This is a genomic window from Ligilactobacillus salivarius, assembly GCF_035231985.1.
GTDB lineage: Bacteria > Bacillota > Bacilli > Lactobacillales > Lactobacillaceae > Ligilactobacillus > Ligilactobacillus salivarius.
On the sequence record NZ_CP117983.1, the window covers coordinates 1,544,513 to 1,570,759 of the forward strand.

19 protein-coding genes and 1 riboswitch are annotated in these 26,247 nt (G+C 31.8%); of the genes, 7 read left to right on the top strand and 12 right to left on the bottom strand.

Annotated features, from left to right (window positions below; all coding sequences use genetic code 11):
* Positions 1 to 19: 19 nt before the first annotated feature.
* Positions 20 to 1,942 (bottom strand): glucose PTS transporter subunit IIA, encoded by a 1,923-nt coding sequence (locus PTA89_RS07625; RefSeq protein ID WP_324177128.1) that lies wholly within the window; start codon positions 1,940 to 1,942, stop codon positions 20 to 22.
* Positions 1,943 to 2,151: 209 nt separating this feature from the next.
* On the opposite strand from PTA89_RS07625, the gene treR reads away from it, so the two are divergent.
* Entirely contained in the window at positions 2,152 to 2,865 is a 714-nt protein-coding gene (treR, locus tag PTA89_RS07630; protein WP_324177129.1) for a trehalose operon repressor, read from the top strand.
* 18 nt (positions 2,866 to 2,883) lie between these two features.
* Positions 2,884 to 4,563 carry an alpha,alpha-phosphotrehalase gene (gene treC, locus PTA89_RS07635; RefSeq protein ID WP_324177130.1) on the top strand — a complete coding sequence of 560 codons (1,680 nt, stop codon included), beginning with the start codon at positions 2,884 to 2,886 and terminating at the stop codon, positions 4,561 to 4,563.
* Between the two features lie 70 nt (positions 4,564 to 4,633).
* Here the strand turns inward: treC and PTA89_RS07640 are convergent, their stop codons facing one another.
* From PTA89_RS07640 to PTA89_RS07675, 8 genes are all read right to left on the bottom strand, one after another.
* The gene (locus PTA89_RS07640; protein WP_187397958.1) at positions 4,634 to 5,848 is read right to left on the bottom strand and encodes an MFS transporter; all 1,215 of its coding nucleotides are present in this window, start codon (positions 5,846 to 5,848) and stop codon (positions 4,634 to 4,636) included.
* Positions 5,849 to 5,984: 136 nt separating this feature from the next.
* Positions 5,985 to 6,203 carry a hypothetical protein gene (locus tag PTA89_RS07645; RefSeq protein WP_003705415.1) on the bottom strand — a complete coding sequence of 73 codons (219 nt, stop codon included), beginning with the start codon at positions 6,201 to 6,203 and terminating at the stop codon, positions 5,985 to 5,987.
* Positions 6,204 to 6,333: 130 nt separating this feature from the next.
* The gene (locus PTA89_RS07650) at positions 6,334 to 7,740 is read right to left on the bottom strand and encodes an N-acetylmuramoyl-L-alanine amidase (RefSeq protein WP_324177131.1); all 1,407 of its coding nucleotides are present in this window, start codon (positions 7,738 to 7,740) and stop codon (positions 6,334 to 6,336) included.
* Between the two features lie 68 nt (positions 7,741 to 7,808).
* Entirely contained in the window at positions 7,809 to 9,314 is a 1,506-nt protein-coding gene (locus PTA89_RS07655; RefSeq protein WP_324177132.1) for a BCCT family transporter, read from the bottom strand.
* Between the two features lie 15 nt (positions 9,315 to 9,329).
* A complete protein-coding gene (locus tag PTA89_RS07660) occupies positions 9,330 to 10,031 on the bottom strand; it encodes a sugar phosphate nucleotidyltransferase (protein WP_160999530.1) in 702 nt (233 codons plus the stop codon).
* Positions 10,024 to 11,778, bottom strand: a complete 1,755-nt coding sequence (locus PTA89_RS07665; protein ID WP_324177133.1) for a phosphotransferase — start codon at positions 11,776 to 11,778, stop codon at positions 10,024 to 10,026. The genes PTA89_RS07660 and PTA89_RS07665 overlap by 8 nt, the downstream gene beginning before the upstream one ends.
* Positions 11,779 to 11,910: 132 nt before the next feature.
* On the bottom strand, positions 11,911 to 12,789 hold the full coding sequence (gene thrB / locus PTA89_RS07670; RefSeq protein WP_324177134.1) for a homoserine kinase: 879 nt from the start codon (positions 12,787 to 12,789) through the stop codon (positions 11,911 to 11,913).
* 4 nt (positions 12,790 to 12,793) lie between these two features.
* Complete coding sequence (locus PTA89_RS07675; protein WP_095759152.1) at positions 12,794 to 14,080, bottom strand: homoserine dehydrogenase; 1,287 nt, start codon at positions 14,078 to 14,080, stop codon at positions 12,794 to 12,796.
* 138 nt (positions 14,081 to 14,218) lie between these two features.
* On the opposite strand from PTA89_RS07675, the gene PTA89_RS07680 reads away from it, so the two are divergent.
* Both PTA89_RS07680 and thrC read left to right on the top strand, forming a co-directional pair.
* Positions 14,219 to 15,214 (top strand): FAD:protein FMN transferase, encoded by a 996-nt coding sequence (locus PTA89_RS07680; RefSeq protein WP_324177135.1) that lies wholly within the window; start codon positions 14,219 to 14,221, stop codon positions 15,212 to 15,214.
* Positions 15,215 to 15,283: 69 nt separating this feature from the next.
* Positions 15,284 to 16,771, top strand: a complete 1,488-nt coding sequence (gene thrC, locus PTA89_RS07685; RefSeq protein ID WP_324177136.1) for a threonine synthase — start codon at positions 15,284 to 15,286, stop codon at positions 16,769 to 16,771.
* A 49-nt stretch (positions 16,772 to 16,820) separates the two neighbouring features.
* Here thrC and PTA89_RS07690 read toward each other — a convergent pair whose 3' ends face one another.
* From PTA89_RS07690 to PTA89_RS07700, 3 genes are all read right to left on the bottom strand, one after another.
* Positions 16,821 to 19,679, bottom strand: coding sequence for an LTA synthase family protein (locus tag PTA89_RS07690; protein WP_324177137.1), 2,859 nt, complete (start codon positions 19,677 to 19,679; stop codon positions 16,821 to 16,823).
* 281 nt (positions 19,680 to 19,960) lie between these two features.
* Positions 19,961 to 20,101 (bottom strand): hypothetical protein, encoded by a 141-nt coding sequence (locus tag PTA89_RS07695; protein ID WP_003701828.1) that lies wholly within the window; start codon positions 20,099 to 20,101, stop codon positions 19,961 to 19,963.
* A 1,027-nt stretch (positions 20,102 to 21,128) separates the two neighbouring features.
* Positions 21,129 to 22,853 (bottom strand): hypothetical protein, encoded by a 1,725-nt coding sequence (locus tag PTA89_RS07700; protein WP_324177138.1) that lies wholly within the window; start codon positions 22,851 to 22,853, stop codon positions 21,129 to 21,131.
* A 476-nt stretch (positions 22,854 to 23,329) separates the two neighbouring features.
* On the opposite strand from PTA89_RS07700, the gene PTA89_RS07705 reads away from it, so the two are divergent.
* From PTA89_RS07705 to PTA89_RS07715, 3 genes are all read left to right on the top strand, one after another.
* Positions 23,330 to 24,403 (top strand): acyltransferase family protein, encoded by a 1,074-nt coding sequence (locus PTA89_RS07705; RefSeq protein ID WP_324177139.1) that lies wholly within the window; start codon positions 23,330 to 23,332, stop codon positions 24,401 to 24,403.
* Positions 24,404 to 24,602: 199 nt separating this feature from the next.
* Positions 24,603 to 24,647: riboswitch (PreQ1 riboswitch) on the top strand.
* A 17-nt stretch (positions 24,648 to 24,664) separates the two neighbouring features.
* On the top strand, positions 24,665 to 25,648 hold the full coding sequence (locus PTA89_RS07710; RefSeq protein WP_324177140.1) for a nucleoside hydrolase: 984 nt from the start codon (positions 24,665 to 24,667) through the stop codon (positions 25,646 to 25,648).
* Positions 25,649 to 25,651: 3 nt separating this feature from the next.
* Positions 25,652 to 26,212, top strand: a complete 561-nt coding sequence (locus tag PTA89_RS07715; RefSeq protein WP_094372173.1) for an ECF transporter S component — start codon at positions 25,652 to 25,654, stop codon at positions 26,210 to 26,212.
* Positions 26,213 to 26,247 lie beyond the last annotated feature (35 nt).

The window sequence follows — 26,247 nt, forward strand, 5'->3', positions numbered from 1 at the left end:
TGGTACCTTTATTTTATTATTAAACTGTTCCTGGGCGTTTCTTCTTTTCAACTTTCTTACTCATTGCCATGTCGTCACTGTATCCCCATACCCAAGTTACTACAAAACTTACTACTAAAGCTAAAGCACTTGAGATTAAGAATGCATAGAAACTATTTAAATCACTAGGATGTTTCAAATCAAAGAATGAGGAGAAACCGATTAGAGATCCTGTAAATCCAAACATGGAACCGTGCATTAAACCTGTGACAAAACCACCTACAGCAGATCCGATTAAACCGGAAATAAATACTTTACGATAACGTAAGTTGATACCGTAGATAGCTGGTTCTGTAACCCCACAGAATGCGGAGATTGCTGCAGCGATACCTAATGACTTCATGTCATTCTTCTTGGACTTGATAGCTACTGCTAAAACAGCTGCACCTTGAGAAACCATTGTTACAGAAATAATAGCGTTCAAAGCACTTTCGCCAGAACCTGCGATTTGTTGAGCAACCAATGGCACAACGCCCCAGTGTAAACCGAAGATAACTAGTAATTGATAGAAACCACCAATTACCAAGCCGCCTACCCAACCGGAAGAATGTACTAACCAGTTAATGAAGTCAGCGATACCGTTAGCAACACCTTGAATAATTGGACCTGTAACAACTAAAGTAATTGTTGAAACAACTAATACTGTAATTAATGGATTGAAAATCATTTGTAAGTAGCTAGGGAGAACTTTCTTCAACCAGTCACCTAACTTCTTAGCCATCCATGCAGCTAAAATCATTGGGAAAATGGAGTATGTGTAGTTTAAGAATTGGAAGTTAATTCCAAAGATTGTAAACATACCTTTAAATGCTTTACCCCAAGTTACTAATTGTGGATATGTTAGTACCCCACCAATAACTGCGGCTACAATTGGATCGCCACCTAAACGCTTAGCTGCCGCAAATCCTACCAAGACTGGTAAGAAGTAGAATGCAGAATCTGCCATTGCACTAACTGTAATGTATGCTGTACTCTTGGCATCAAGCAACGCTCCTAATTGAGGTAAAGTTAATAATGCTAAAAGACCTTTAATAATACCAGATGCTGCGATTACCCCAACTACTGGACTCATGGAACCAGTAATAACACCAATTAAGTTACCAAATGCGCGACTAACAGGATTTCTACCATCATCAACAGGAGCTGTATCTTCTGCTGGTGCGTCAGCTAGATTTGGCATTTTCTTCATAACTGCATCAAAAACGTTAGTAACTTCATTTCCGATAACAACTTGATATTGACCAGATGCATGTAACACGTCAATTACTCCGTCTGTATCTTTCAAGACATCATCATGAGCCTTACCTTCATCTTTTAAGTTGAAACGAAGACGAGTGATACAATGAACCAAGCTATTTACATTTTCTTGGCCACCAACATTATCAATAATTACATCTGCCAAAGCATCATAATCTAACTTGCCATTTTTCTTAGTAGCAGCTTTAACGTAGGCAGTTGCAACTTCTTTACCGGCTTCAACTTCACCTTCTTCAATATCAAGCCCTTCCAATTTATCGCTGGAGTTAGTTATAATTACCATGATTGTTGTTTCTAAGCCAGCTAGTTTAATATTTTCTAGGGACATTGTAGCTAATGCTTGACCTGCCTTAACTTCTTGTCCATCTTGAATGGCTAAATCAAAAGGTTCGCCGTTCAAGCCTACAGTATCGATACCCATATGTACCAAAACTTCTAAACCTTCTTTAGTAGTAATACCTACCGCATGTTTAGAATCGGCTACCATAGTTATCTTACCTGAAACTGGTGCAACAACTTGTTCACTAACAGGTTCTAAACCAAAGCCTTCTCCCATCATACCTGTGGAGAAAACTTCATCATTAGTTGCACTAAGCGCTAATACTTTACCTGCTGCTGGAGAAACAATTTTTACTTTCTTAGCCATGTTTTTCCCTCCTGTAAACCTTTTCTTTTTCTTTCCGTAATCATAGTATCACTTGTATATACAAGTTGTCAATTAAAAACATGAAATTGTTTACAAATATTTTAAAATCAATATATTCAACAAAATTGTCGTATTAATATATTGTATATACATCTATTAATTGTTATAATGATTTTGAAATTTACTTAACTTAATTGGAGGGATGCAATTTGATACAAAGTAAATATGATATGATTGCGCAAGACATCGCTTCAAAAATTAAATATCATCAATATAAAGAAGGAGATTATCTCCCAAGTGAACATCAACTTTGTGAACTTTATGGAACTTCTCGCGAAACTATTCGTAAAGCTCTCAATCATTTAACCGAATTAGGACTTATTCAAAAAATCCGTGGTAAGGGTTCTGTCGTTTTAGATATTCAAAAATTTACCTTCCCTATTTCTGGGATTACAAGTTTTAAGGAATTAAATAGATCTCTAAATATGCATGCTAAGACAACGGTTCTAAAGCAAGTAAACACATTGGCTCCTAAAAGATTTATGGACATTAATATCGATAATCAACAGGCAATTTTCGTTGAACGTCTTCGTACTATCGACGACCTACCTGTAGTATTAGATCAAGATTATCTACTTACACCTCCAGTTTCTTCTTTGCCAGCTGGTGTAGCTGAAGACTCTATTTATGAATATTTGGAAAAAGAATTGCATTTAGAAGTATCCTATGCTACTAAAGCTATTACGGTTGAAAAAGCCGCAGATGACATCGCTGAAAAGTTGCAACTGGATGATGATAAACTCGTTGTTATAGTCAGAAGTCTTTCTTATTTAGACGACACTACACTATTCCAACTAACATCTTCCTATCATCGCCCTGACAAATTTAAATTTATTGACTTTGCTCGTAGAAAAAAAATCTAAGAAAAGAGGTAGCTAAACATGACAAAACTTGGTCAAAAAGTAATTTATCAAATTTATCCTAAGTCATTTTACGATTCTAATAATGATGGTTTTGGAGATTTGAAAGGAATTATTGCTAAGATTGACTATTTGAAGAAACTTAATATTGATATGATTTGGTTCAATCCTTTTTATGTTTCTCCGCAAAATGATAATGGATATGATATCGCTGATTACTATAAGATAGATGAACGTTTTGGTACTATGGAAGATTTTGAAGAAATGGTAGCCAAGCTAAAAGAAGCTAACATTGGTGTAATGTTGGATATGGTATTAAATCACTGTTCCACTGAACATGAATGGTTCCAAAAAGCTTTGGCTGGCGATGAAAAGTATCAAAAATATTTCTATCTTCGTCCTGCTAAAGAAGATGGTTCATTACCAACTAACTGGCAATCTAAATTTGGTGGTCCTGCATGGGAAAAATTTGGTGATACAGATTTATACTACCTTCATTTATATGATAAGACTCAAGCAGATTTAGACTGGCATAATCCAGACGTACGTGCTGAAGCAGCTAAAATCGTCAACTTCTGGAAAGAAAAAGGCGTTGCTGGCTTTAGATTTGACGTGCTTAATGTAATTGGAAAAGATGAAGTATTGGTAGATTCTGTAGATCCAGATCATGAAAAACCGCTATATACTGATACTCCAGTTGTTCATAAGTATATTAAGGAACTCAACCGTAATACTTTTGGAACAGATCCTGAAATCGTAACTGTTGGAGAAATGTCATCAACAACTATCCCTAACTCAATTGAATATACAAATCCAGATGAACATGAATTATCTATGGTCTTCACTTTCCATCATTTGAAGGTTGACTACGATAACGGTGAAAAATGGAGCAAGGTTCCATTTAACTTTATGGAATTAAAATCCCTATTATCTACTTGGCAAACAGAAATGGATAAAGGCAATGGCTGGAATGCATTATTCTGGAACAATCATGATCAACCTTGGGCATTAAATCGTTTTGGTGATCCCGTAAACTACCGTGAAAAATCAGCTGAAATGCTAGCAACTACCCTACACCTACTTCGTGGTACTCCTTACATCTACATGGGTGAAGAATTAGGCATGATGGATCCTCATTATAAATCCATTGACGATTATGTTGATGTAGAAGCTTTGAACGGATACCAAATGTTACTTGATAAGGGTGTAGATAAGGATCGTGCTTTTGAAATTGTTGTTTCTAAATCACGTGATAATTCCCGTGTTCCTATGCATTGGGATGATAGTAAATATGCTGGCTTTAGTGAAGTAAAACCTTGGTTAATGCCTACTGATCAAGATGAAATTAATGTAGAAAAAGAATTAGCTAGTGGAGAAATCTTTAATCACTATCAAAAATTGATTAAATTAAGAAAATCAGAACCACTTATCTACGCTGGTCATTTCAAAGAATTATTGGCAGATGATAAACAAGTCTTTGCTTATGAGCGTTATCTAGATGATTCATCTGAGAAATTAGTTGTCTTCAATAACTTCTATGGCACTGAAGTTACAATTGATTTACCAGCTGAATATCAAGATAAGGAATGCACAACACTTATCGATAATTACCAAAATGAGATTCAAAAGACTGCAAAACAAATTACACTACAACCTTATGAATCTTTAGCAATTAAGAGTCTAGAGAATAAGCCAAAATAGCATTAGCAATTAAGAGTCTAATGAATAAACCAAAATAGCATTTATTACGGCATCTCTACCGTGATAAATGCTATTTCTTTACTAAAATTCGTTTATTTTGTGACCAAATTACTAGAATGAAATTAAATCCTAACATCAAAGCTGTGAATAAAAAGACTGCTTGATAACCAAACAAACTAGATACGAATGATCCTAGCAATGGCCCAATTACCCCACCACTAGCTTGGAAAGATTGATTATAACTGAAGATTCTACCAAATGCTGCTGGTGGTACGTCTACTGATAAGATCGTCTGTACAGCTGGTAATAAAGCTGCATCCGCAATTCCTATGAAGAAACGTAACACAGCTAATAGCCATGGCGAAGTTACTAAGGACATTGGAATAAATAGTAGTACTTCTACAACTAATCCAGTTATTAATACTTTTTCTGGTCCTATTTCGTCCATTTTATGTCCTAATTTATTTGCTACCAATAGCGTTCCAAATCCTGGTGCAGCCGCAACAATTCCACTAACTAAAGAAATATTACCTTGCCCATGCATCAATCTTTTAACCAACAAACTAATGATTGGTGAAATTGACATTAGTGATGCGTTAATAATTAAAGTTGTTATAAACATTGAAATTATCAATTTAGTATTTGAAATTTGAGAAAAAATTTCTTTCATAGGCTTCATTTCACGTTTAGCTACTGGCTTAAAGTGTTCTTTAGTATTTATCCAGGTTAAGAAAAACGCAACTAACATCATAAAACCTGTAATAAAGAATGGTACTCGATAGCCAAATGATCCAGCAATCGCGCCACCAAAAATAGGTCCTAGTAGGTTTCCTGAAACACTAGCAGTCATCATATTTGCCATTGCGGATCCCGTTTTAGCACGTGGAGTTTCGCCAGCAATAAATGCAGTCGCATTATTTATATAACCAGAGAATGCTCCTTGTAAGAAACGAAGGAAAATAATCACCCAAACACCTTGGGCTAATCCTGTTAGGAAAATCGTAAAAGCCATAACACCTGAAGCACGCATACACATTAATTTACGACCCTTACGATCTGCCAAACTTCCCCAATATGGTGACACAATTGCTTGCGATAAATATGTCATGGAAAAAGCTAAACCAGAATATAAATTTAGTTGCCAAGTCGAAAAATTACCTAAGGTTTCCATGAACAGTGGCATAAATGGCATAGTCATGGAAAATCCTAGTCCAGTAATAAAACAGCCTAACCATAATGATATAAATGTTCTCTTCCAAGTTTTAGGGTATTCATTAACTTTCACCTGCACGTCATCTCCAATGCTACTCTCTTATGTTTTACTCAATATGGTTATCATTATAGCACCGATTTCTTAACTATTCTTTAAAAATTTTCGCCCATACAAAAAAATGATGAACAACTCGTGTCCATCATTTTACTTACTGTAATTTCTTCAGTTCTTTACTATTTCTTCTAATTCTATTGAAGTCACTTAAGCATAATGTAATTTCAAATGCAGCGATAACCGCAATCATAGTGTCATAACCATGTTGAAGCATTCTGATACATATCAATCCAAATATCATTTGAATTATGATTGTTACTCTTCTATACTTAATATCCTTTTTTAAAATTTCGATCTTTTCCTGATTATTCATATATGTCATTCCTTTATACAATAAAGCATCTAACTATCCTATAGTTAATTCTAACATATCTTAACCGATTAAATTATTAAAGTAAATTAAAAAGAACGAGCAGATAAAAATCCACTCGTTCAATAATTAATTACACACCATACAATAAATCGTGTGCTAACTTAGCTTGTGTAACACCAAAACGACTTAGATATCCGTATGGATCAACATGGTCTCCCCAGATATTCTTTGTTACCCAGTAGTGACTCTTGATACCTCTAGTTCCAGCACCACCTGCATCTAATGTCAAAGGTATGCCGTACTTACCAGCCATATCACGAGCTACTCTGACATATGTTACATAGTCTTGCCAAAATTGACCAGAATTATATGTTCTACCTAACTCAATTTGAACTGGAGCATTGTGATTAGCCACACTACCGGCACTCCAAGATACTTGTCCAGGTCTACCAACTTGGTAAACTCTACCACCATCACCAACAACAAATGTTACATATGCCTCATTTGTATCTACTGTATCATGGAAATACTTAGCATTAACTGCTGCACCTGATTCTGTACCAACTTCATGCAAAATAATATAGTTATTAGCAGCTGTTTCATCGTCTCCTTCACCAGCTGGTAATGAATATCTGTAATCAATAGAGTAATTTAAAATTTGTCTCCCACTATTTGAAAAATTATAGTTAACACCATTTATATATGCGTATCCTCTTTGCATACGTCCACTTACTGGATTGAAATAATACCAATCATTTCCACCTTGAAGCCAACCCTTTTGCATGTGTCCACTTGTCGGGCTAAAATAATACCAGTCATTTCCGCCTTGGAGCCAACTCTTTTGCATATGTCCACTTGTTGGATTAAAATAATACCAGTCATTTCCACCTTGAAGCCAGCCTTTTTGCATATACCCACTTGTTGGATTGAAATAATACCAGTCATCTCCACCTTGGAGCCAATTCTTTTGCATACGTCCACTTACTGGATTGAAATAATACCAGTCATTTCCACCTTGAAGCCAACTCTTTTGCATTTGACCATTTATTGGATTGAAATAATACCAATCATTTCCACCCTGGAGCCAGCCTTTTTGCATATTATTATTATTATAGTAATACCAGTTATCCTGTTCAGAATACCATCCATTTTTCACCTGTGTTGTACTAATACTTAAACTTGTAGCATTTTTTTGACTCAAATGTTGTGAAATCTCTGAAGAGGATTGTACATTGGTACTTACAACACTAGTATTTTCACTGTTTACATATTCATTTGCTTTACTTATACCATTACTACTATCTACATTACTTTCTGAATGTTTACTATCTTCAGCACTTGAAACATTTTGGTTTACACTAATGTCTGCACTAGCCGTTTCCTTAGCATTAGATTCACTACTAGTACTCGTTTGCACTTCAACACTAGCACTGCTTTGTTGTACAGTAGCATCGGCTTGTGCACTATTTACTCCTAAAGTAAGTGAAGATAATAAAGCTACACTACCCAAAAGAAAATATAGTCTATTCTTTTGCAATATAAATACCCCCTACGATTAAAATACCAACCACTATTTTAATACAATCTAATATCAAATTAAATACTTTACTTATGATTATTCTTTATTTCTTTCAAAAAACTTCCAACTATCGCTATCATAATCATTCCTATAGGAAATGCAGCTATTATAGAAACTGATTGTAAATTATAAACTGAATTTCCTGTTAAAATTAAAGCAATTGGTAATATTATAAATACAATAGCCCAAAAAACTCGTATTTTTTTATCAGGTTCTTGATCAAGAGCTAAATTTTTATACGAATACGCCGAAAATACCATTGTTATTGAATCAAAAACAGTAGAATATAGTCCTACCATTGCCAACACTAATAATAATAAACCTATATTAGACAAAGGAATTGTTTTGAATATACTGATAATTATTGATGCATAATCATTTCCATTCTCTAACATCTTGATAAAATCATTTTTTCCCATAAATTGTCTACTTAATCCATAACCACTCATTATTATAAATGATAAATATGTTCCAGCTAATCCCCAAGAATAGCCACCTAAAATAACATTTTTTATCGTTCTTCCCTTACTAATCTTCCCAATAAAGAAAGGTGTAGCTACACACCAAACCATCCAATAAGACCAGTAATAAACCGTCCACTTCTGGATGAATGTATATTTTCTAAGTGGATCAGTATCCGTAGAAATACTTACAAAATTATTTACCAAATTTCCTATAGAAGATATTCCATTTTCAATAATAAATCTTTGCTCACCACTAAAAACAAATACATATATAAGTAAAGCTAAAAATAACACTACTGATATGTTAGCTAACTTGGCTAATCCCTTCATTCCTATAAATGCGACAATTGTATAAATAAGAGCTACCAATAATAGTATCATTACTGATAACATCTTATTATTAGGTATTCCTGTTACTTGATTTATAGCAGTTGATAATAGTGGCATAGACATTGAAAATGTTGTTGCTGTCCCAGCAATAAGTGCAAATATTGCAAATAAATCTATAATTTTTCCTGTAATTCCATCTGTATATTTTCCTAATAACGGTCTACATGCTTCTGAAAAACGTTGTCTTTCTCTATTTGAAACATGCAACATATATCCAAAACATACTGATAGAATTATATAAAATCCCCATGCCATCGGGCCCCAATGAAATAAGGAGTACGTCAATCCCCATTTTTGTAAACCACCAGGTATATGATTCATATAACTTTCCTGCGAATACATGATCCATTCACATAAAGAATAAAAAATTATATCAGCAGACATTGTTGAAGTAAAAATCATCATACCCCACTTAATATTAGAATATTCTGGAGTTGTACTCTCTTTTCCTAATTTTATTTTTCCATATTTTGAAAACGCCAAATATAAAGTACATATAACAAATGCTAATGCAATGACAATATAATAAGATTCAAAGTTATTGCTCAAAAACATTCTAATATTTTTTAAATACTCTTTAGAAGAAGCAGGATAAATCATAAAAATTATACTAATTGCTACTACAGCAGTAATTGGTATGTAAATCATGCTCCAATCTATATCAAGTTTCTTTTTCATTATTAACCTTTCATTCTAATCATAGCTTTTATCAACTAATCTTAATTCATCAATCGTATCTATCTCTATAACATCATCTAAGTTCATTTCTCTAATGCCTAAATCATAATTTTGGGGTGAGCAAAATAATGCCACATCATCCCAATAAATATCATAATTTTTTTCTACTTCAAATTGATATTCCAAGTCTACTTTCAATTTTTGACCATCTTCTTGATTCCAACGAGAAATGCTATACAAGCGCCAACCTTTTTCTCCACCATTCCTACTACAACTAACTATTGTATTTTTTTCTACTTGTAAAAGCCATTCATCCGTGTATTCTTCACTCCATACACAGTTATACCCTGATTTTTCAAAATTGGGACTTAGGATTTTATCATTTTTAATGATTTGATCTCCATCTAAAATAATTACATCTTTCAAATGATCTCTAGCTACATATAATGAAGAAATATTATTATATTTACTATAATAGGGATTATATATAAGAGTTACTTCTGAATACTTTTCTTCTAAAAAGTCAAATTTTTCAGCCAAATAGCCTGTCACAACGTATATTTCTCTTATATCATTTTTTAGCAACGCCTCTATAACTGATTCAATCATTCTGATTCCATTCACTTTTATTAATGGTTTAGGCGTAGATAAGGTTATTGGTCTTAACCTTGTACCATAGCCAGCAGCCATTATAATTGCTCTTTTAACTTTACTCATTGTTAATTTCTCCCATCAATAATTTAGCTTTTCTGTAATAATCTTTTGCATAACGATATTGTCTTAATGAGTATTCACCAAAATCTACTCCCAATTCTCTTTTATACTCGCACCAATTACTCCAAAGCAGACCACTAATAGCTATATAAGAATAAATTTTTGCCCTATCTTTCAAATCACACTTACCATCAAAATATATATCTATTAGTTTATCCATTTCATCTCCATTATAAAGTGAATATATTCCAAACATCGCAATGTCCAAGTGAGGATCTTGCATTCCTGCATACTCCCAATCAATCAATAATATCTTATTATCACTTTTTATAATAAAATTGTCAGGATTAGCATCAATATGCGTTAAACAGTGTTCTGGTTTACACTCATTAATAAATCTATATAATTCTATAATATTTTTTTTAGTTGAGTCATAATCATCATACATAGAATTACTCTTTCGTAACCCCTCATAAAAATTAACTTGTTCCATTAAATTAAATTCATGACTAACCTTTAATTTCAAATTATGAAACTTCTTCAAAAATTGCATACATTTCTTAACTTCATCCCAATTTTGAGCATCGCAATTCCGAGCATTATCTATAAACCTAGTTATTTTAAAACCATTTTCTTTATTAAAATAAAGAATTTCTTCACCTACATGATAATCTTTTATTGTTTTATAGACTTCATATTCATGTTCTCTATTTATTAATTCATCCGTTCCTTCTCCCGGTATTCGCATTATGTATCTTTTATTTTTACAACTAAAAATAAAAGATCTATTTGTCATACCTTTTTTTAAAGTTTTTATATCATGTATCTCATTTTTATCTACTGAAAAAGTACTTTGTATAATTTCAATTGCTTCATTATCTAAGTGATCAGAATCTCTATCTAATTCTAATAATTGTTCATAAGTATTTATCTCTGAAAATTCATTATTGGGATATATTCTAGCTGCTACAAGCAATTTATTTTTTTGAAGTAAAGACTTTTCCCAAAATTCACTAATATTTCTTGCATTTCCATTTAATTTTTTTATATTATTTTGAATGATGTCACTATCTTTATTTGAAATAAATGCCACACCAATCGCTTTATTACCTAACTCATTATTTTTAGTTAGTAGTAATTTTCCAGTTTTACTTGCTTTATAATATTGATTGTTTTTTAGTTCATCACTAACCATATACCAAGAATAAAATTCATTAATTCTAAAAGGATTAATTTTAAACCAAATATCTCCTGGAATAATATATGTATTAGAAATTCTTGAGTTGGTTAAATACAATGAACTCAAATTATTTTTTCTGTCGTATTCAGGATTAACAATCAAATTTACTCCAAATTTGTCTATTAAATACTCAAATTTTTCTTTCATGAATCCAACAACTATATTTATGTCATATATTTGCTTATCATGTAGCTGTTGAATTATTCTCTCTATCAACACTTCTCCTTTTACTTGTAAAAGTGCTTTAGGAACATCATTATTTATAGGAGTCATTCTCATACCATATCCAGCCGCAAGAATAATTGCATTATTTACCCTATGTTCTTCAAATAATCTTTTACCTGCACTTGTAATGGACAAATCTGAGGTCAAAAAACCTTCCATTATTAATTTATTGATTAATCTATTTACTTTCCCCAAAGAGAAATTACTCATCTTAGCTAGAGTTCTTTGATTTTCAATTCTTTGATTTTTAATTAATTGTAATATTTCATATTCATTATTGTTCATAAAAAACTCCTTTTTTATTTTTTTGAACATCTTAAGGTATAAAATAACATATTTCTTAAAAAAGTCAATCTTTAATGACAAAATAAAATCAGTAATTCCTATTTATATTAAGAAACTACTGATTCATACTTATTATTTTATTTCAATCCTTGTACCATTTCTATCAACTTCAAGCAAACGATATTCATCATTTAAGCCCGATTCTTGAGCAATTTTTACAAATTCATCAACCTTGTCTTTTTCAATTAGCGTCATTGTTGTAGGACCAGCTCCACTTAAATATGTAGCAAATGCTCCTACCTCATGTCCCAAATATCTTAACTTTAAGAAATGTGGAACTAATTTATCGCGATATGGTTCGTGTAAGAGATCTGCTTCCATTAATTTTCCCATATCTTTTTTATTTCCAGATACAATCTTCGCTACCAAAGCATTACCAATTGCATTAGCTCTAACAGCATCTTTGAAATCCAAATTTGCTGGTAATACTTCTCTACTCTTTTTAGTAGCCAACCAATAATCAGGAATATATGCTAACAAACTTACATCTGGGAAACTTATTTTTTCATACATTATCTCTCCATCCAAATATGTAGCAATGACAAAATCGCCTAGTATAGCTGGTGCAACGTTATCTGGATGTCCTTCAATTTCAGTCGCTATTTGAACCAATTCCTGTTTCGAAAGATTCAAGTTTCCAAAATGATTTGCTAACATCAAACCTGCAACGATAGCAGAAGAGCTACTTCCTAAGCCTCGGGTTAATGGAATATCAGATTCTACTTTTATTGCTAATGGTTGTAGGTCTGGTACTAATTCTAAAGCTGTCTTTACAATTAAATTTTCTTCATCATGTGGAATTTTTTCACCTAAATTATGATCAACATGCCAAGCATCTACATTCTCTTCCACAACCATTACTGTTAAATAACTAGTTACAGCTAAACCCAAAGAATCAAATCCTGGACCTATATTAGCACTAGTAGCTGGTACAATAATTTTTACACTCACCTTACTACCCCTTTTCTAAAACTTTATATGCTGCTAGAAGTTCTACGTCTTTTTCTTGCTTAAGACCTTCTTCAATCTTTAATAACTGAGCTTCTGTCATTGCATGAGTAACAATTGAGATTTTAGCAAAGCCTTCATTAGCTTCTGTTTGTGTAATTAACTTGAAACTAGCTTCTACATTAGTAAACAATTCTGTTAATTTTAACATTTCCCCTGTTTTATCTGGAACAATTAATGAGATATAATATGGATTCTTTACTTCATCTGGAGTCGCTAGTTTAATCTCATGTGAATAATCATTAAAACTGTTGCCTGTAATTCCCATTACAATATTTTTAGTTACACTAATAATGTCACTTAACACACTGTTGGCAGTTGGAAGTTCGCCTGCACCTGGACCATAAAACATTGTTTCACCCACTGCAACACCTGTAACAAAAACAGCATTGTTTTCATTAATAACAGTTGCTAATGGGTGTGTTTGAGGTACCAATACAGGTCCAACTGATACAGTAATATGATCATTAACCTTTTCTGCTACCCCTAAGAGCTTAATATTGTAACCTAAACGTTTAGCTTCTTTGATATCTGATAATTGAATTTTGGAAATTCCTTCAATCTTTACATCGTCTAAAGTTATATCTTTTCCAAAAGCAAATTGTGTCAGAATTATCATCTTATATGCAGCATCGATTCCCTCGACATCATTAGTTGGATCTGCTTCTGCAAAACCTAATTTTTGTGCATCTTTTAATGCTTCCTCATAAGCAACATTATTTTGGTTCATCTGTGTCAAAATATAGTTTGTCGTTCCATTAACAATTCCCTTAACTGATACAATTTGGTCAGCCGCAAATGAATTGACGATTGTTCGTAAGATTGGAATCCCACCAGCTACACTTGCTTCGTAGAAAAGATCACATTTCTTTTCCTTGGCTAGTTTTGTAAGTTCTGGACCATATGTCGCAATCAAATCTTTATTTGCTGTAACCACATGCTTACCAGCTTCTAAAAGACGCTTAATATATTCGCACGCTTTTTCTACTGTTCCCATTACTTCCACTACCATTTGAATCGAATCGTCATTGATCAACATTTCAAAATCATCAGTCAAGGTTACCCCATCTAAATCAACTGTCCTTTTCTTAGTCATATCACGTACAACTACCGTTTTTACCTTTAACTTTCTGCCAGTAATGCTTGAGATTTTATCTGCGTGACTTTGTAAAATCCTAACAACACCACTACCTACTGTACCTAAACCTAAAATACCGATATTGATAGTTTCCATAAAGAGAACCTCCCTACTAATTATTATAATAATCTTATCAAATTTTAATTATTATTGAAAGATACTGTTTTCATATTTAATATATTTTTTGATATTTTTTCGTTATAATTAGTATCATCAATAATATTTTTAGAAAAGATGATTCATTTGGAAAATAAAAATACAACATTTAAACAAACTCCACTTCAAAAAACTTATTTTGCACTAGGAACTAGAATTAATCTAACTATCTTTGGTTGCGAAAATCCTGTTATCTTAGATAAAACATATGACTTAATAAAATATTACGAAGATGTTCTAACTGTTAACCGTGACGAATCTGAAGTTATGTCCATTAATCATGCTGCTGGCAAATATCCTGTTAGAGTAAGCGAGGCAACTTATAAGCTTATTAAACGTTCTGTTCAAGTTAGTCAGGAATATCTTGGCTTCAACTCTTTAATCGGTCCACTTGTTAAGCTTTGGGGAATTGGTTTTGATAATGCTAATGTACCTGAAGACGAGGATATTAAGTCAACTTTAAATTTAATTGACCCTCAAAAAATTATTCTAGATGATAACGAAATGACGGTATTCCTACAAGATGATGGAATGGAACTAGATTTAGGTGGAATTGCTAAGGGATATATCGCTGATAGAATTAAAGATTTTTGGCATGCCTTTGACATTAGTTCAGGTATTATCGACTTAGGTGGAAATCTACTACTAGTCGGTCCTCAACCTAAACATGATGATACACTTTGGCGAATTGGTGTACAAAATCCACATGATGCTCGTGGTAGTGCAATTGGAGTAGTTGTGACACTTGAATGTTCTATTGTAACTAGTGGGATTTATGAACGTCATTTAGAAGTTGACGGTAAAAGTTATCATCATATTTTAGACTCTAAGACCGGATATCCTAAACAAAATAATCTAGCAAGTGTTACAGTATTCTCTAAATACTCAATTGATGGAGAAATTGAAACTACTAATCTCTTCTTTGCCGGCGAACCAGTTAAAGATTGGGGCAAAGATAATCCTAACTTATTAGGAGCTGTATTTGTAACTACTGATAATAAGATATATTTGAGTAAGTTTACTCCTAATGATTTCCATTTACTCTCCGATGAATTCGAAGTTATTCAACATTAAATTTAATTGAGCCTCCCTAATGTTTTTGTTAAAATAAACTTAACAAAATTTCATTAAGGAGGCTTTTTTATGGCAACTTTGTATCGTAGTACACGCGACGCTTCAGCTAATAGTATTTCTTCGTCTCAAGCTGTTCTTCAAGGAATTAGTCCAGATGGTGGTTTGTTTGTTCCGGTTGATTTTCCTAAATTAGATCTAGATTTATCACAATTACCATTGCTATCCTATCAAGAATTAGCTTACAAAATTCTCCAACCTTTTTTCAGTGACTTTACCGAAGATGAATTGCGTTCATGCATCAACTCTGCTTATGGCAGTAATTTTACTAGTGAAGAGATTACCCCAGTTTCCTATCATGCTGGTAATATTTACCTTGAACTATTTCATGGTCCTACAATTGCTTTTAAAGATGTTGCTCTACAATTATTGCCCTACTTATTAATAACATCAGCTAAGAAAAATAACTCTAATCTGAAGAACGTCATCTTAACAGCTACTTCGGGCGATACAGGTAAAGCTGCCATGGCTGGATTCGCAGATGTAGAAAATACACAAATTATTGTCTTCTATCCTAAATACGGTGTTAGCCCTATTCAAGAAAAACAAATGCTTACACAAACTGGGAAAAATGTCTATGTGGTTGGTATTACTGGTAATTTCGACAATGCTCAAACAAATGTTAAGCAGATTTTTAATAATTCAACTTTAACTGATGAATTACTAAAAAGTGGCTATCAATTTTCATCGGCTAACTCTATTAATATTGGTAGATTATTGCCACAAATTGTTTATTACTTCTATACTTATGGACGATTATTAGCTGATAATAAAATCAAGTTAGGCGATAATGTTAATTTCAGTGTTCCGACTGGTAACTTTGGTGATATTTTAGCTGGCTTCTTCGCTAAAAAACTTGGCTTACCTATTAATAAGCTACTATGTGCATCGAATGAAAATAATGTCTTAACTGAATTTTTCAAAACTGGTACATATAATAAGAAACACGATTTCAAAGTTACAAACTCTCCTTCAATGGATATCCTTGTATCTAGTAACTTGGAACGTTTATTGTTCTATGCTACAAACGGGGATGCAGCTTTAGTGGCTGAATGGATGAACCAACTTGAAAAAGAAGGTAAATATACTGTTGACTCAGATACACTTAAATTCCTCCAAACACATTTCTACGCTGGTTCGGCAAGTCAAATTGATACTAAAAATGAAATTAAGCAAGTTTTCACTGAGAGTAATTATGCCATTGACCCTCATACAGCTGTTGCTTCCTTTGTTACTCGAAAATATGAAGAATCAACTGCCGACCCTTGCCCAACAGTTACAGTATCTACGGCAAGTCCATATAAATTCCCACAAACAGTTCTAGCTGCTTTAGGAATAGATAATACGACTGGAGATTTAGATGACGTACAAAAATTAGTTGATTTAATTAAGCTACCTCTACCCAAGACGGTCGCCAAGCTATTTGAAGCTAAACAGTTACATGATACTGTTATTGAACCTGATGAGATGGAAAAATATGTTAAAGAATTACTGATTTAATAATAAAAAGACTTAAAATCTTGCAATAAGCTGATTTTAAGTCTTTTTATTATTTATTAACATTAAAAAATTTAGTTTTATACAAGTATTGATTCCCTGCAGTTAAGTCATATTGTACTAACTTCAAGTCGTTATACAATCTCTTTTGTTTTTTAGTTAGTTGCTTATACTTAATAGTTTTTCCTTTTTTATTAACAAAAACAGGATTTTTACCATTGTTATATGCATATACTTTTATTGTTGGTAATTCCTTTTGAATTTCTGTCAACAAAGCATAGTATGGCGATACTTTAGAATTTGTTTGCTCAGCTGTCAATGCTATAAAGTCAATTGGTGAAACATATTTAACGTGTTTTAGATTCTTCGCACCATGTTGTCTAGCATATTTATTAGAGTAAATAAAATAATCTGTTTCTCGTGCTTCTAAACTATTTCCGTCTATATTGCTATAAATTCCTGGAAGATGGTCTCCATAAAATACCACTGTAATTGATTTATCAATTTCATCTATCTGTTCAATAAATTTCTGCACAGCTTTATCAGTATATGAAATTCCTGCGCTATAGTTGCTAATATTATTTTTTTCGTCATCATCCATATTACCACTTACTTGATAATCTCCAGAATTATCATAATAATCTGAATAAGGAAGATGATTTTGCATAGTAACTAAATTAATAAACTGTCCATTCTTATAGCTATTAATCACATCTAATGTATTTTGATATGCTGTCTCATCTGATAAATATGGATTAGATCCTATTTTTATCTTATGCTTTATCTTGTATTTACTTCCCAAATACATAAATCTTTGAAAACCAAATTTTTTATAAACTACTTCTCTACTGTAAAAACTCCCCCTGTAAGGATGGATAGCTGTAGATTTCTTAAAATAATTATTAATTGTCAAAGTTTGCTCAGAATTTGGTACTACTTGTGTATAAGGGGTAGCTATTGTTGGTGAAAAATTACTTACTGGAAGACCAGTTAGTGTCATATACTCCATATTTGCAGTTCCACCACCTAATCCTGAACTTATCATTAATCCAGATGTTGTATTTTCTTTAATACTATCTATATGTGATAAGGGATTCTGTGATAGTTCTACTTCTTTTAATCTATTAGGATTAGCCAAACTTTCACTTAAGTTAAAAATGATAGTTTGCGTAGATAGATTATTAATCCTGTCTTTATTGATTTTTTTAGCTTGTTTTTCATATTTTTCTGCTATTTCATCAACTTTTTTTCTAGAATAATCTGAACTCTCTTCCATAATTTTAGTGTCTATGTTATTTAAAAATTGTTGTAGTGCACCATTTTGTTGGACTCCCCATTCTTGGTTCCAAAAAGCAGGATCATTTCCATACGAACTTAACCATTTACTAACTATCGAATTCCAATGATTAATTTGAGTACTACTTCCAAAAATAATAATAGTTATTAGTATGCTTATCAATCTTGACTTCCAATTTAATTTTCTTTGTGGAATTTTAATTTCACAAAAAATAATGAATACACTTAAAATAATGATTCCTATCATCGCTATCCATAAAATAACTTTTGGAACCATACTCAAAATATCACCATATGCAGATATCATTGTGACTTCAGTAGGAAATATCGGTTCTGAACGATAATAAATTTTAATGGCATCGGCTACAATTGCTACTGCTGTAATAACATATGTAGTGACTGAACTTAACCAAAATTTATTTGTAACACTATATATAAATCTATATATCAGATAATATAATATAAAATTCAATAGCAACATATTTTGCTTAATAAAAAAAGTATAAAAAAAGATGCTTGTATAACTTTCTCCATCCATATGAGGAGAGGTAAAATGTGGTGACATAAAAATAAAGGAACAGTATGCCAAAATATATAAAATAACAATATTTAACAAATTATATTTATGTTGCTTAATATAATTTGTTATCTTTACAATTATTTCACCTATCCATAGGCTGATCAACTTTTCATCATTCAATAATAATTTCTTCTCTAATAGATGCTCTTTTTTATCTATTATTGACAGTAACCATCCTAAAATAATAATTATTATAGTGACTATACAACTCTTAAAAAGCAAAACTTTTAAACTAACACTACTATTAACAATTTTTTCAATAATAAAGCTATTTGAATAGATTAATAATGTCAATAACCCAGCATATTCTAATATATTTATACTAATCTTTAATAATTTTAACTTCTGCACAACTATAAATATAACTATAGCCATTGTTACTACGGTAATTGAAGTTAATACATTGAAGCGATATGCAGTTGAAAGATTTTTATGCATTCTCAAAGAAATGTATGGCATAGAAAATGCTAGAATTATGTTTAATATTATACTCATAACCATTAAAGTTATAATTTTTTTATTAATACGAAACTTCTCTAACTCTATATTTGACAATATTACTCCCAATGTCGTTAACAAAAAAGCCGTAATGATATTATTACCATTACCTAATCCAAAAATATCTTTATTAAAGAGACTTGGTAACAAAAAAATTATAGTATATACTTCTAAAATCACTGAAAATTTGTACTTTTTAATCAAACTCTTTACTTTGTCTTTTATTAATAATGCAGATATAGTTCCAATCACAATTGGATAAGTATTTCTAGTAATTGGAAGAACCGCATCATATAAATTTGAGATAGTAAAATTTCTAGTCCACAAAAATAACCCTATAAATATCAGTAAGTTTACTATATAAATGTATATATATTTCTTTATGAAGTTTATACTTCCTTTTACTTGATAACCTATTAAAATTAGTAACACACCAACAATTACATTAGAAAAATTATTCAGTAATCCATATGCAAATAATCTTTTTGAAAATAGGTTATTTTGCAAAAAAATTGGATTCGCTTGTGTTATTAACAAAGAAAATGTGACTATTACTATAGATACACATGCCATTAATATACTACATAATTTTTTTATTAAATTTCCATCTCCCTTACTAAATTTATAAAAAAAATTAATTTTTCCGTAACATAATAATTACAAGACTTTATTTCTTCTATTAGAAATTGATCCTGTAGCTAAAACCATTTAAATTATAATAGAAACTAAAAAAATCCACATGCTTTCCTTGGAAGATCAACATGTGGAAGATATCAATATTTAGTTATCTGATATTCAATATCCAAGGAAAAACTTAATTACTTGCTTTCCTTGTCTGCTTCGTCGCGTTCCTTTAAGAAGTTAAGTACAGCTTGATGTTGTGCACGACGCTTCTTAATGTTCTTGGAGTTTACAGGACGACGATCATTTGCTACGCCAACATGTGTATTTTGTGACATTCTTAGTCCCTCCTTTTCAACTCATATACTTGTTTATTCTATCTTAATTTATAAATTATTTCAAGGACTTATCCAAATTTCTTTCTTCATCTTATGTGATTCTATGTAACAGTTCAGCCACGATAAATAAGCTAACTATAATTAGACAAACATAATAGTAGCCGCTCTACTATCCTTTGATTGCATCAAAATATAATTGAAAAGAACACAACGAGAGGGAACGATAGTATTAGACAATGAACAAAGAATTTTTCATTAGGAATCTTCATAAAAATAGCGTATCTGTCGAGAAAATTGTTGCTTCGTCAAAGTATTTTTGTGCTTACATTTATAAAATCTCGAAGTTATCAGATGATGAATTAGATTTATACGTTCATAGTCGTGGCAGAAAGCCTATCATATCTGCAAAAGAAGATGATAAACTTGTACAATTTTTCAATGAAAATCTTACCACAACTATTAGCGATGCCCATATTACGCTTGATTTTTCTTGATGAATCAGGCTTTTCAAATAATCTACGGCCAAATTATGGACGTTCTATTAAAGAGCAATGTGCTAAATACCACAGAACCTTTAACTCGCTCTAAAAATAATTTTAATTGGTACCATAGATGACGACGGAACAGTTATTACCGACATTTATGAAGGTGGTACGACTCAAAAACGTTTTACCAATTTTTTTGACAATTCTACACGAAAATATGCGTAACGATGACATCATTATCATGGACAATATAAAATCTCATCACGCCAAATCTGTAATCATATTTATGACTGAAAATGAATGAAAATAATATTAACTTCAATGTTCTTACCACACATAGTTCAGATTTTAACCCAATTGAACACTACTGATCATATTAAGTTAGAAAGTCTCGTCCAACAAACAAAGAAACACTTTTATCTGCAACTGAAGCTGCACAAAATGATTGCCTTTCTGAAAACATCCGTAATTGAGTTAACTGTAAAGTATACATACTATACATACCTCAGTCTACTAAAAATGTTGTTTAACTATAGATTGGGTTATTTTTTGTAAAGTGCTGTATTTCTAAATAGCAGTCTAATAATCCCAAATAATAGTAACAAAATAACTGTCAGCCATGAAACAACCATAGCAGCTTTCATCATTTTAGGTACCACATACTTGATTTTTATCTCATGTTGCCCTGCTTTATTTATCTTAATCCCAATAGTACCCCTACTTGTTTTAAAATAATTTTCTTTTCGTCCATCTACTTGAATCTCATAAGAGTTATAATTCAAAAATGGTAAATCAACACTACTACCTTTTTTATTTGTAGTGAGTTGATAATTTATACCATCAGTTATACTAGTAGGTTGCAACTTCACCTTTTTAGTATTTATAATTGCCATATGTTGCATTATTTCTCTAACAACACTTTCATCTTTCATACTAATTTCTGGCCAATAATCTATTGAGCCGACACCTTGATTATAGCCTGTAACTAAATAATTAAATCCCACATTAGATGTTATCTGATAATCGGTAAATGGTAATTGTTTTTGCACACTAGGTTCATAATCTACAACAGGTTGCTGTTGATGTGTATTCAAAAATGTATATGAATTGCTCAAAACCACGAAAATAGCAATTATTACCGATAATATATGCCCCTTATTTTTACGTCTAGATTCAGAGATTAGAATAAATAATGTTTCTGTTGCAAATACCGCTATAAAAAAGTTAACAACACATAATAATCTTCCTGGCCACTGAATTATGATTAAAGGTGTCTTGTTAATAAAATTCCAAGCAAAATCAAAAATATTTGTTGTTGCTAACAAAAATACTATTCCAATGACTGCAGCAACTTTAGCTTCTACATTTTGTTTTTTCCACAAAACTAAGCCTATTATCAGTAAAACTCCTAACAATACCCCAATAGAGCCATCGTTATTGAATATATTTAATATCGCATCACCAAATTTCAAACCAGCAGTAGGTATATCATTCGATTTAGTTATGAACAGTTTATTACTGCTATATACACCATATAACGTACTCCAATAAAAAGCTGTTCCTAACAGGCTAACTATTACTGCATACAGAAAGTATTTTATTTTTTTCCAAAAATCTGGTGCAGTAAAAAGAGCGATAATCACTAACATTCCCACTAAGAAGGAGTATATCAAAGTACTCAACATGTGGCTATATATCAAACCTATCATTCCAATTGATAGTAGCCACCACTCTCTTGAAGGACAATAAAAAATGCTATACGTTCCATATACAATCAAGGGTAAGAAGACATACCCTGAAACTTGCCCTAAATCAAAGGTCCCGAACATCCATGAAAAATTATATGTAGACAAAACATATACTACCGCAAATAAAATTGCTTTTTTCTTGTCTTTTTGCCAGTATTTCAGACCTACGTAATAAGAAATCATTAATGATATCCATACAATCACTAAATAACCTAAATATATAGCAATAATCTTGTTAGAAAAGATATTCAACATTACCGCAAACGGATAAAGCGGTAATGCACCATATACCATATTTATAGGTGCCCCTACTTGATTATTGGCATAAGTTTCTATATATGAAAAATAGTTACCGTTTCTTATATTTTGTGCCAAATCATAAATTCTATTCAAATGAAAAGACATATCAACACCTGAATGCAGTGCATTCGCTGCAAAATATGGAACCATTGCTACTATTCCAGTAATAAATAATATTGCTAATGCAACTATATTACTGCTACTTCTTAGTTTTTTCATCGTCTCCATCCTTTCAAACACAATATCAGTAAAAACTATCTAATATTTAAAAAATCAGTCTTAAACAAATATTCAGCACTTTACAATTTTTGTTTAAAAATAAAAAACAAAATACCACATTCCTTCTTGATATGCTTAAATTGCAAACAAATATACAAAGGAAGGCACTTCAGATAAAGCATATCAAAATAACAAACTTATTTCTAGACTATCTGACATTATTCTCAATATTTTTTCTGGTAAACTCAGTAAGCCAACTATTTTTAATTTAAAAGGATTATTACTTTAATTGATGTATCCACTGTATCAATTATCATCATTCATTCCTTAAATTCTTACACTAGAAATCTTCTTAATAATATTTTAATTTCAACTAATACATTGGAATCTATAAAATTTTAAAAAGATTCGAGAAAATCAAATTAAACTTGCTATGTTCTTACATGATTGATAAACTTTACATATAACGCTTATATATGAATGGAGTTAATTATAAAATGCAAACAAAATCAAGTCAATCTGATCATATAAGTCAAAATCGGATTACTAATTTTTTAAATTCAATTAACCAAAGTATGACGGAGCCTAGCACCAAACGTATTGCTTGGATTGACATGGCTAAAGCAATTGCAATTTTGTTAATGGTGATTGGTCATGAAGCTAGCGGAAACATTTATACTTGGATTTTTTCTTTTCATATGCCACTCTTTTTTATTTTATCTGGCTACACCGCTCGTCGTGTGGATACTTGGTCTGGTTTTCGCAAAATTATCAGTAAATTATTTAAACGTATTTGGATTTTAGCAACATTAATGATTATCTTGTTAGCAATAGAAAATTATTTATTTTATCCAGCTCAAATAGCTGATGTTATTAAAGTAACTGTTATGGGAATCTTTTGGGGTTCAAATGGTGCCCGGCCCGGCTTGAATAATGTAGGAGTAATTTGGTTTTTATTCGCATACTTCTGGGCTCGAATTATTTTCGATATGGGACGATTAATAATTAAAGATGATCGCTACAATGGTGTTATGTTTGCTATTTTAGCTTACGCCGGATATTTGATATCTCAAAAAATTTGGTTACCTCAAGCACTAGATATTGCTTTAGTTGCTGCTTTTTTTATATGGGTTGGTGCTGTACTCCGTTCCTACCACTTCTTCTCAAATTCTAAGATCGAATTTTTAACTGTTTTCGCCGCTTTAGTTTTCTGGCTTTGGTGTGTTCAAAGTGGATTGCACATTGAATTAGCTATTCGAAGCTATCCTAATTTTGTTATTACTATTGTAGAAGCAATTGCAGGGACCCTTGTTGTATGTTATTTATCAAGGGGACTTATGTCAACCGCTTTAACAAGTTGGTTAGTGATTTTTGGGCGTAATTCAATAATCCTTTTGTGCATCCATCATCTTGATCTTTATTGGGTTTTCTGGGGAGGGCTTATTCACTCTTCTTGGCGTGCTATGCTGTTACGTTTGGTGGTTGATGTTCTTGTTATGACATTAGTATTGGTTGTAAAATACCTAATAAGTTATAAAAAACACGTATAAGAATTGAAAAGTTTAGAGTAATTAAAACAATTAAATATGCAAAAATTTATGTAGTCTGATTTCGTTATTCGTCGGAATCAGGCTTTTTTCATTAATAATTACTTTATTCAGAACTGTGGGGTAATCTCTTATTTATTCCTTCCAATTTCTCACAAACAGCCTTATACTAGTTAGGTACATTCATTAAATTCAAGTTTGACTTGGACTGGTTCGTAAACTTCCCAGTATAAAAAACCAAGAATCTCAAAGGAGGTAGGAGAAATGAATGACAGACAAAAAGTTATCATTGATTGTGATCCAGGAATTGACGATAGTTTGGCTTTGATGTTAGCTTTGACATCGCCCGAATTAGAAGTTGTCGGAATCACAACCGTTTCTGGTAACGTTCCTTCCGATATGGGTGCTAAAAATGCCCTCAAAATCTTAAATCACTTAGATCGTCTTGATATTCCCGTCTATCAAGGCGCGTCATCTCCACTTAAACGTAACTATGTTGATGCCATGGATACGCATGGAGAAGATGGTTTAGGTGAATCTTATCTGCCTGAAGTCTCAGGTATTCTTATTCACGATAACGCTATTGAGTTTATTAATCAGACTCTAGCTGATAATTCTAATCTAACAATTATAGCATTAGGTCCTCTAACCAATATTGCATTAGCTCATCAAGCACAACCAGATGTTTGGAATAACTGTACTCGTTTTGTTTCAATGGGTGGAAACTTCAAGAGTTTTGGTAATTGTTCCCCTGTTGCTGAATATAATTATTGGTGTGATCCTGATGCTGCTAATTATGTTTATCAACATCTTTCCGTAAAAATTGAAATGATAGGACTTGATGTCACACGAAAAATTGTACTTACACCAAATATTCTAGAATTAATTCATCAAGTTAATCCAGAACAAGCTAATTTTATTCAAAAAATTACAAGATTCTATTTTGATTTTCATTGGAAATATGAAAAAGTTATTGGCTGTGTCATTAACGATCCCTTAGCAGTGGCTTATACTATTTTTCCAGAATTATGTACTGGTTTTGATTCTCATACTGAGATTGAAACTAAAGGTATCAGTATTGGTCAAAGTGTCGTTGATGAAATGAATTTTTGGCATAAACCTGTCAACAGTCATATTTTGACAGGGGTAGATAATCTACGTTTTATGCAAATCTTCTTACAACGTACCTGTTCAATTGATTCAGAACTTCTAGAAAAAATTTTGCCACAATTAATATCGGAGGAATAATTCATGAAAAAATTATCAACTAAAATCATAACAATCTTAGCTTTATGCATCGCTTTAAATATTGTTGGAAGTAACATTGCTTTACTTTTGAAACTTCCAATTTACCTAGATACTATCGGTACTATTTTAGCTGCTTCTTTGGCCGGCCCAGTTGGTGGTGTTACTGTAGGTGCTCTAACTTCAATTATTGTTGGCTTAACAACTGACTTATTTTCACTATATTATTTGCCAGTTCAACTTATAGTTGGTCTCATCGCAGGTATGGTTTACTCACACTATGCTGCAGATACTTTTAAAAAGCTATGGTGGTTAGCTATCATCATTTCTTTACCAGCTACTTTAGTAAGTTCTGCCATTACTTTATTTTTATTCCATGGCATTACTAGTTCTGGATCTGCTATTATCGTACAAATATTAGCTAAATTAGGTTTAGGTAAAGGCTTAGCTGTATTCCTTGTTCAAGTTGGAACTGATTATCTCGATCGTTTAGTCGCTATTTATGTTGTTTCACTTGTTTACAAGGCTCTAAAGAGTCGCATGTCTTTAGGAGTAACTAAATATTAATTTTTCAACAAGATTAGCATGGGCTAATCTTGTTT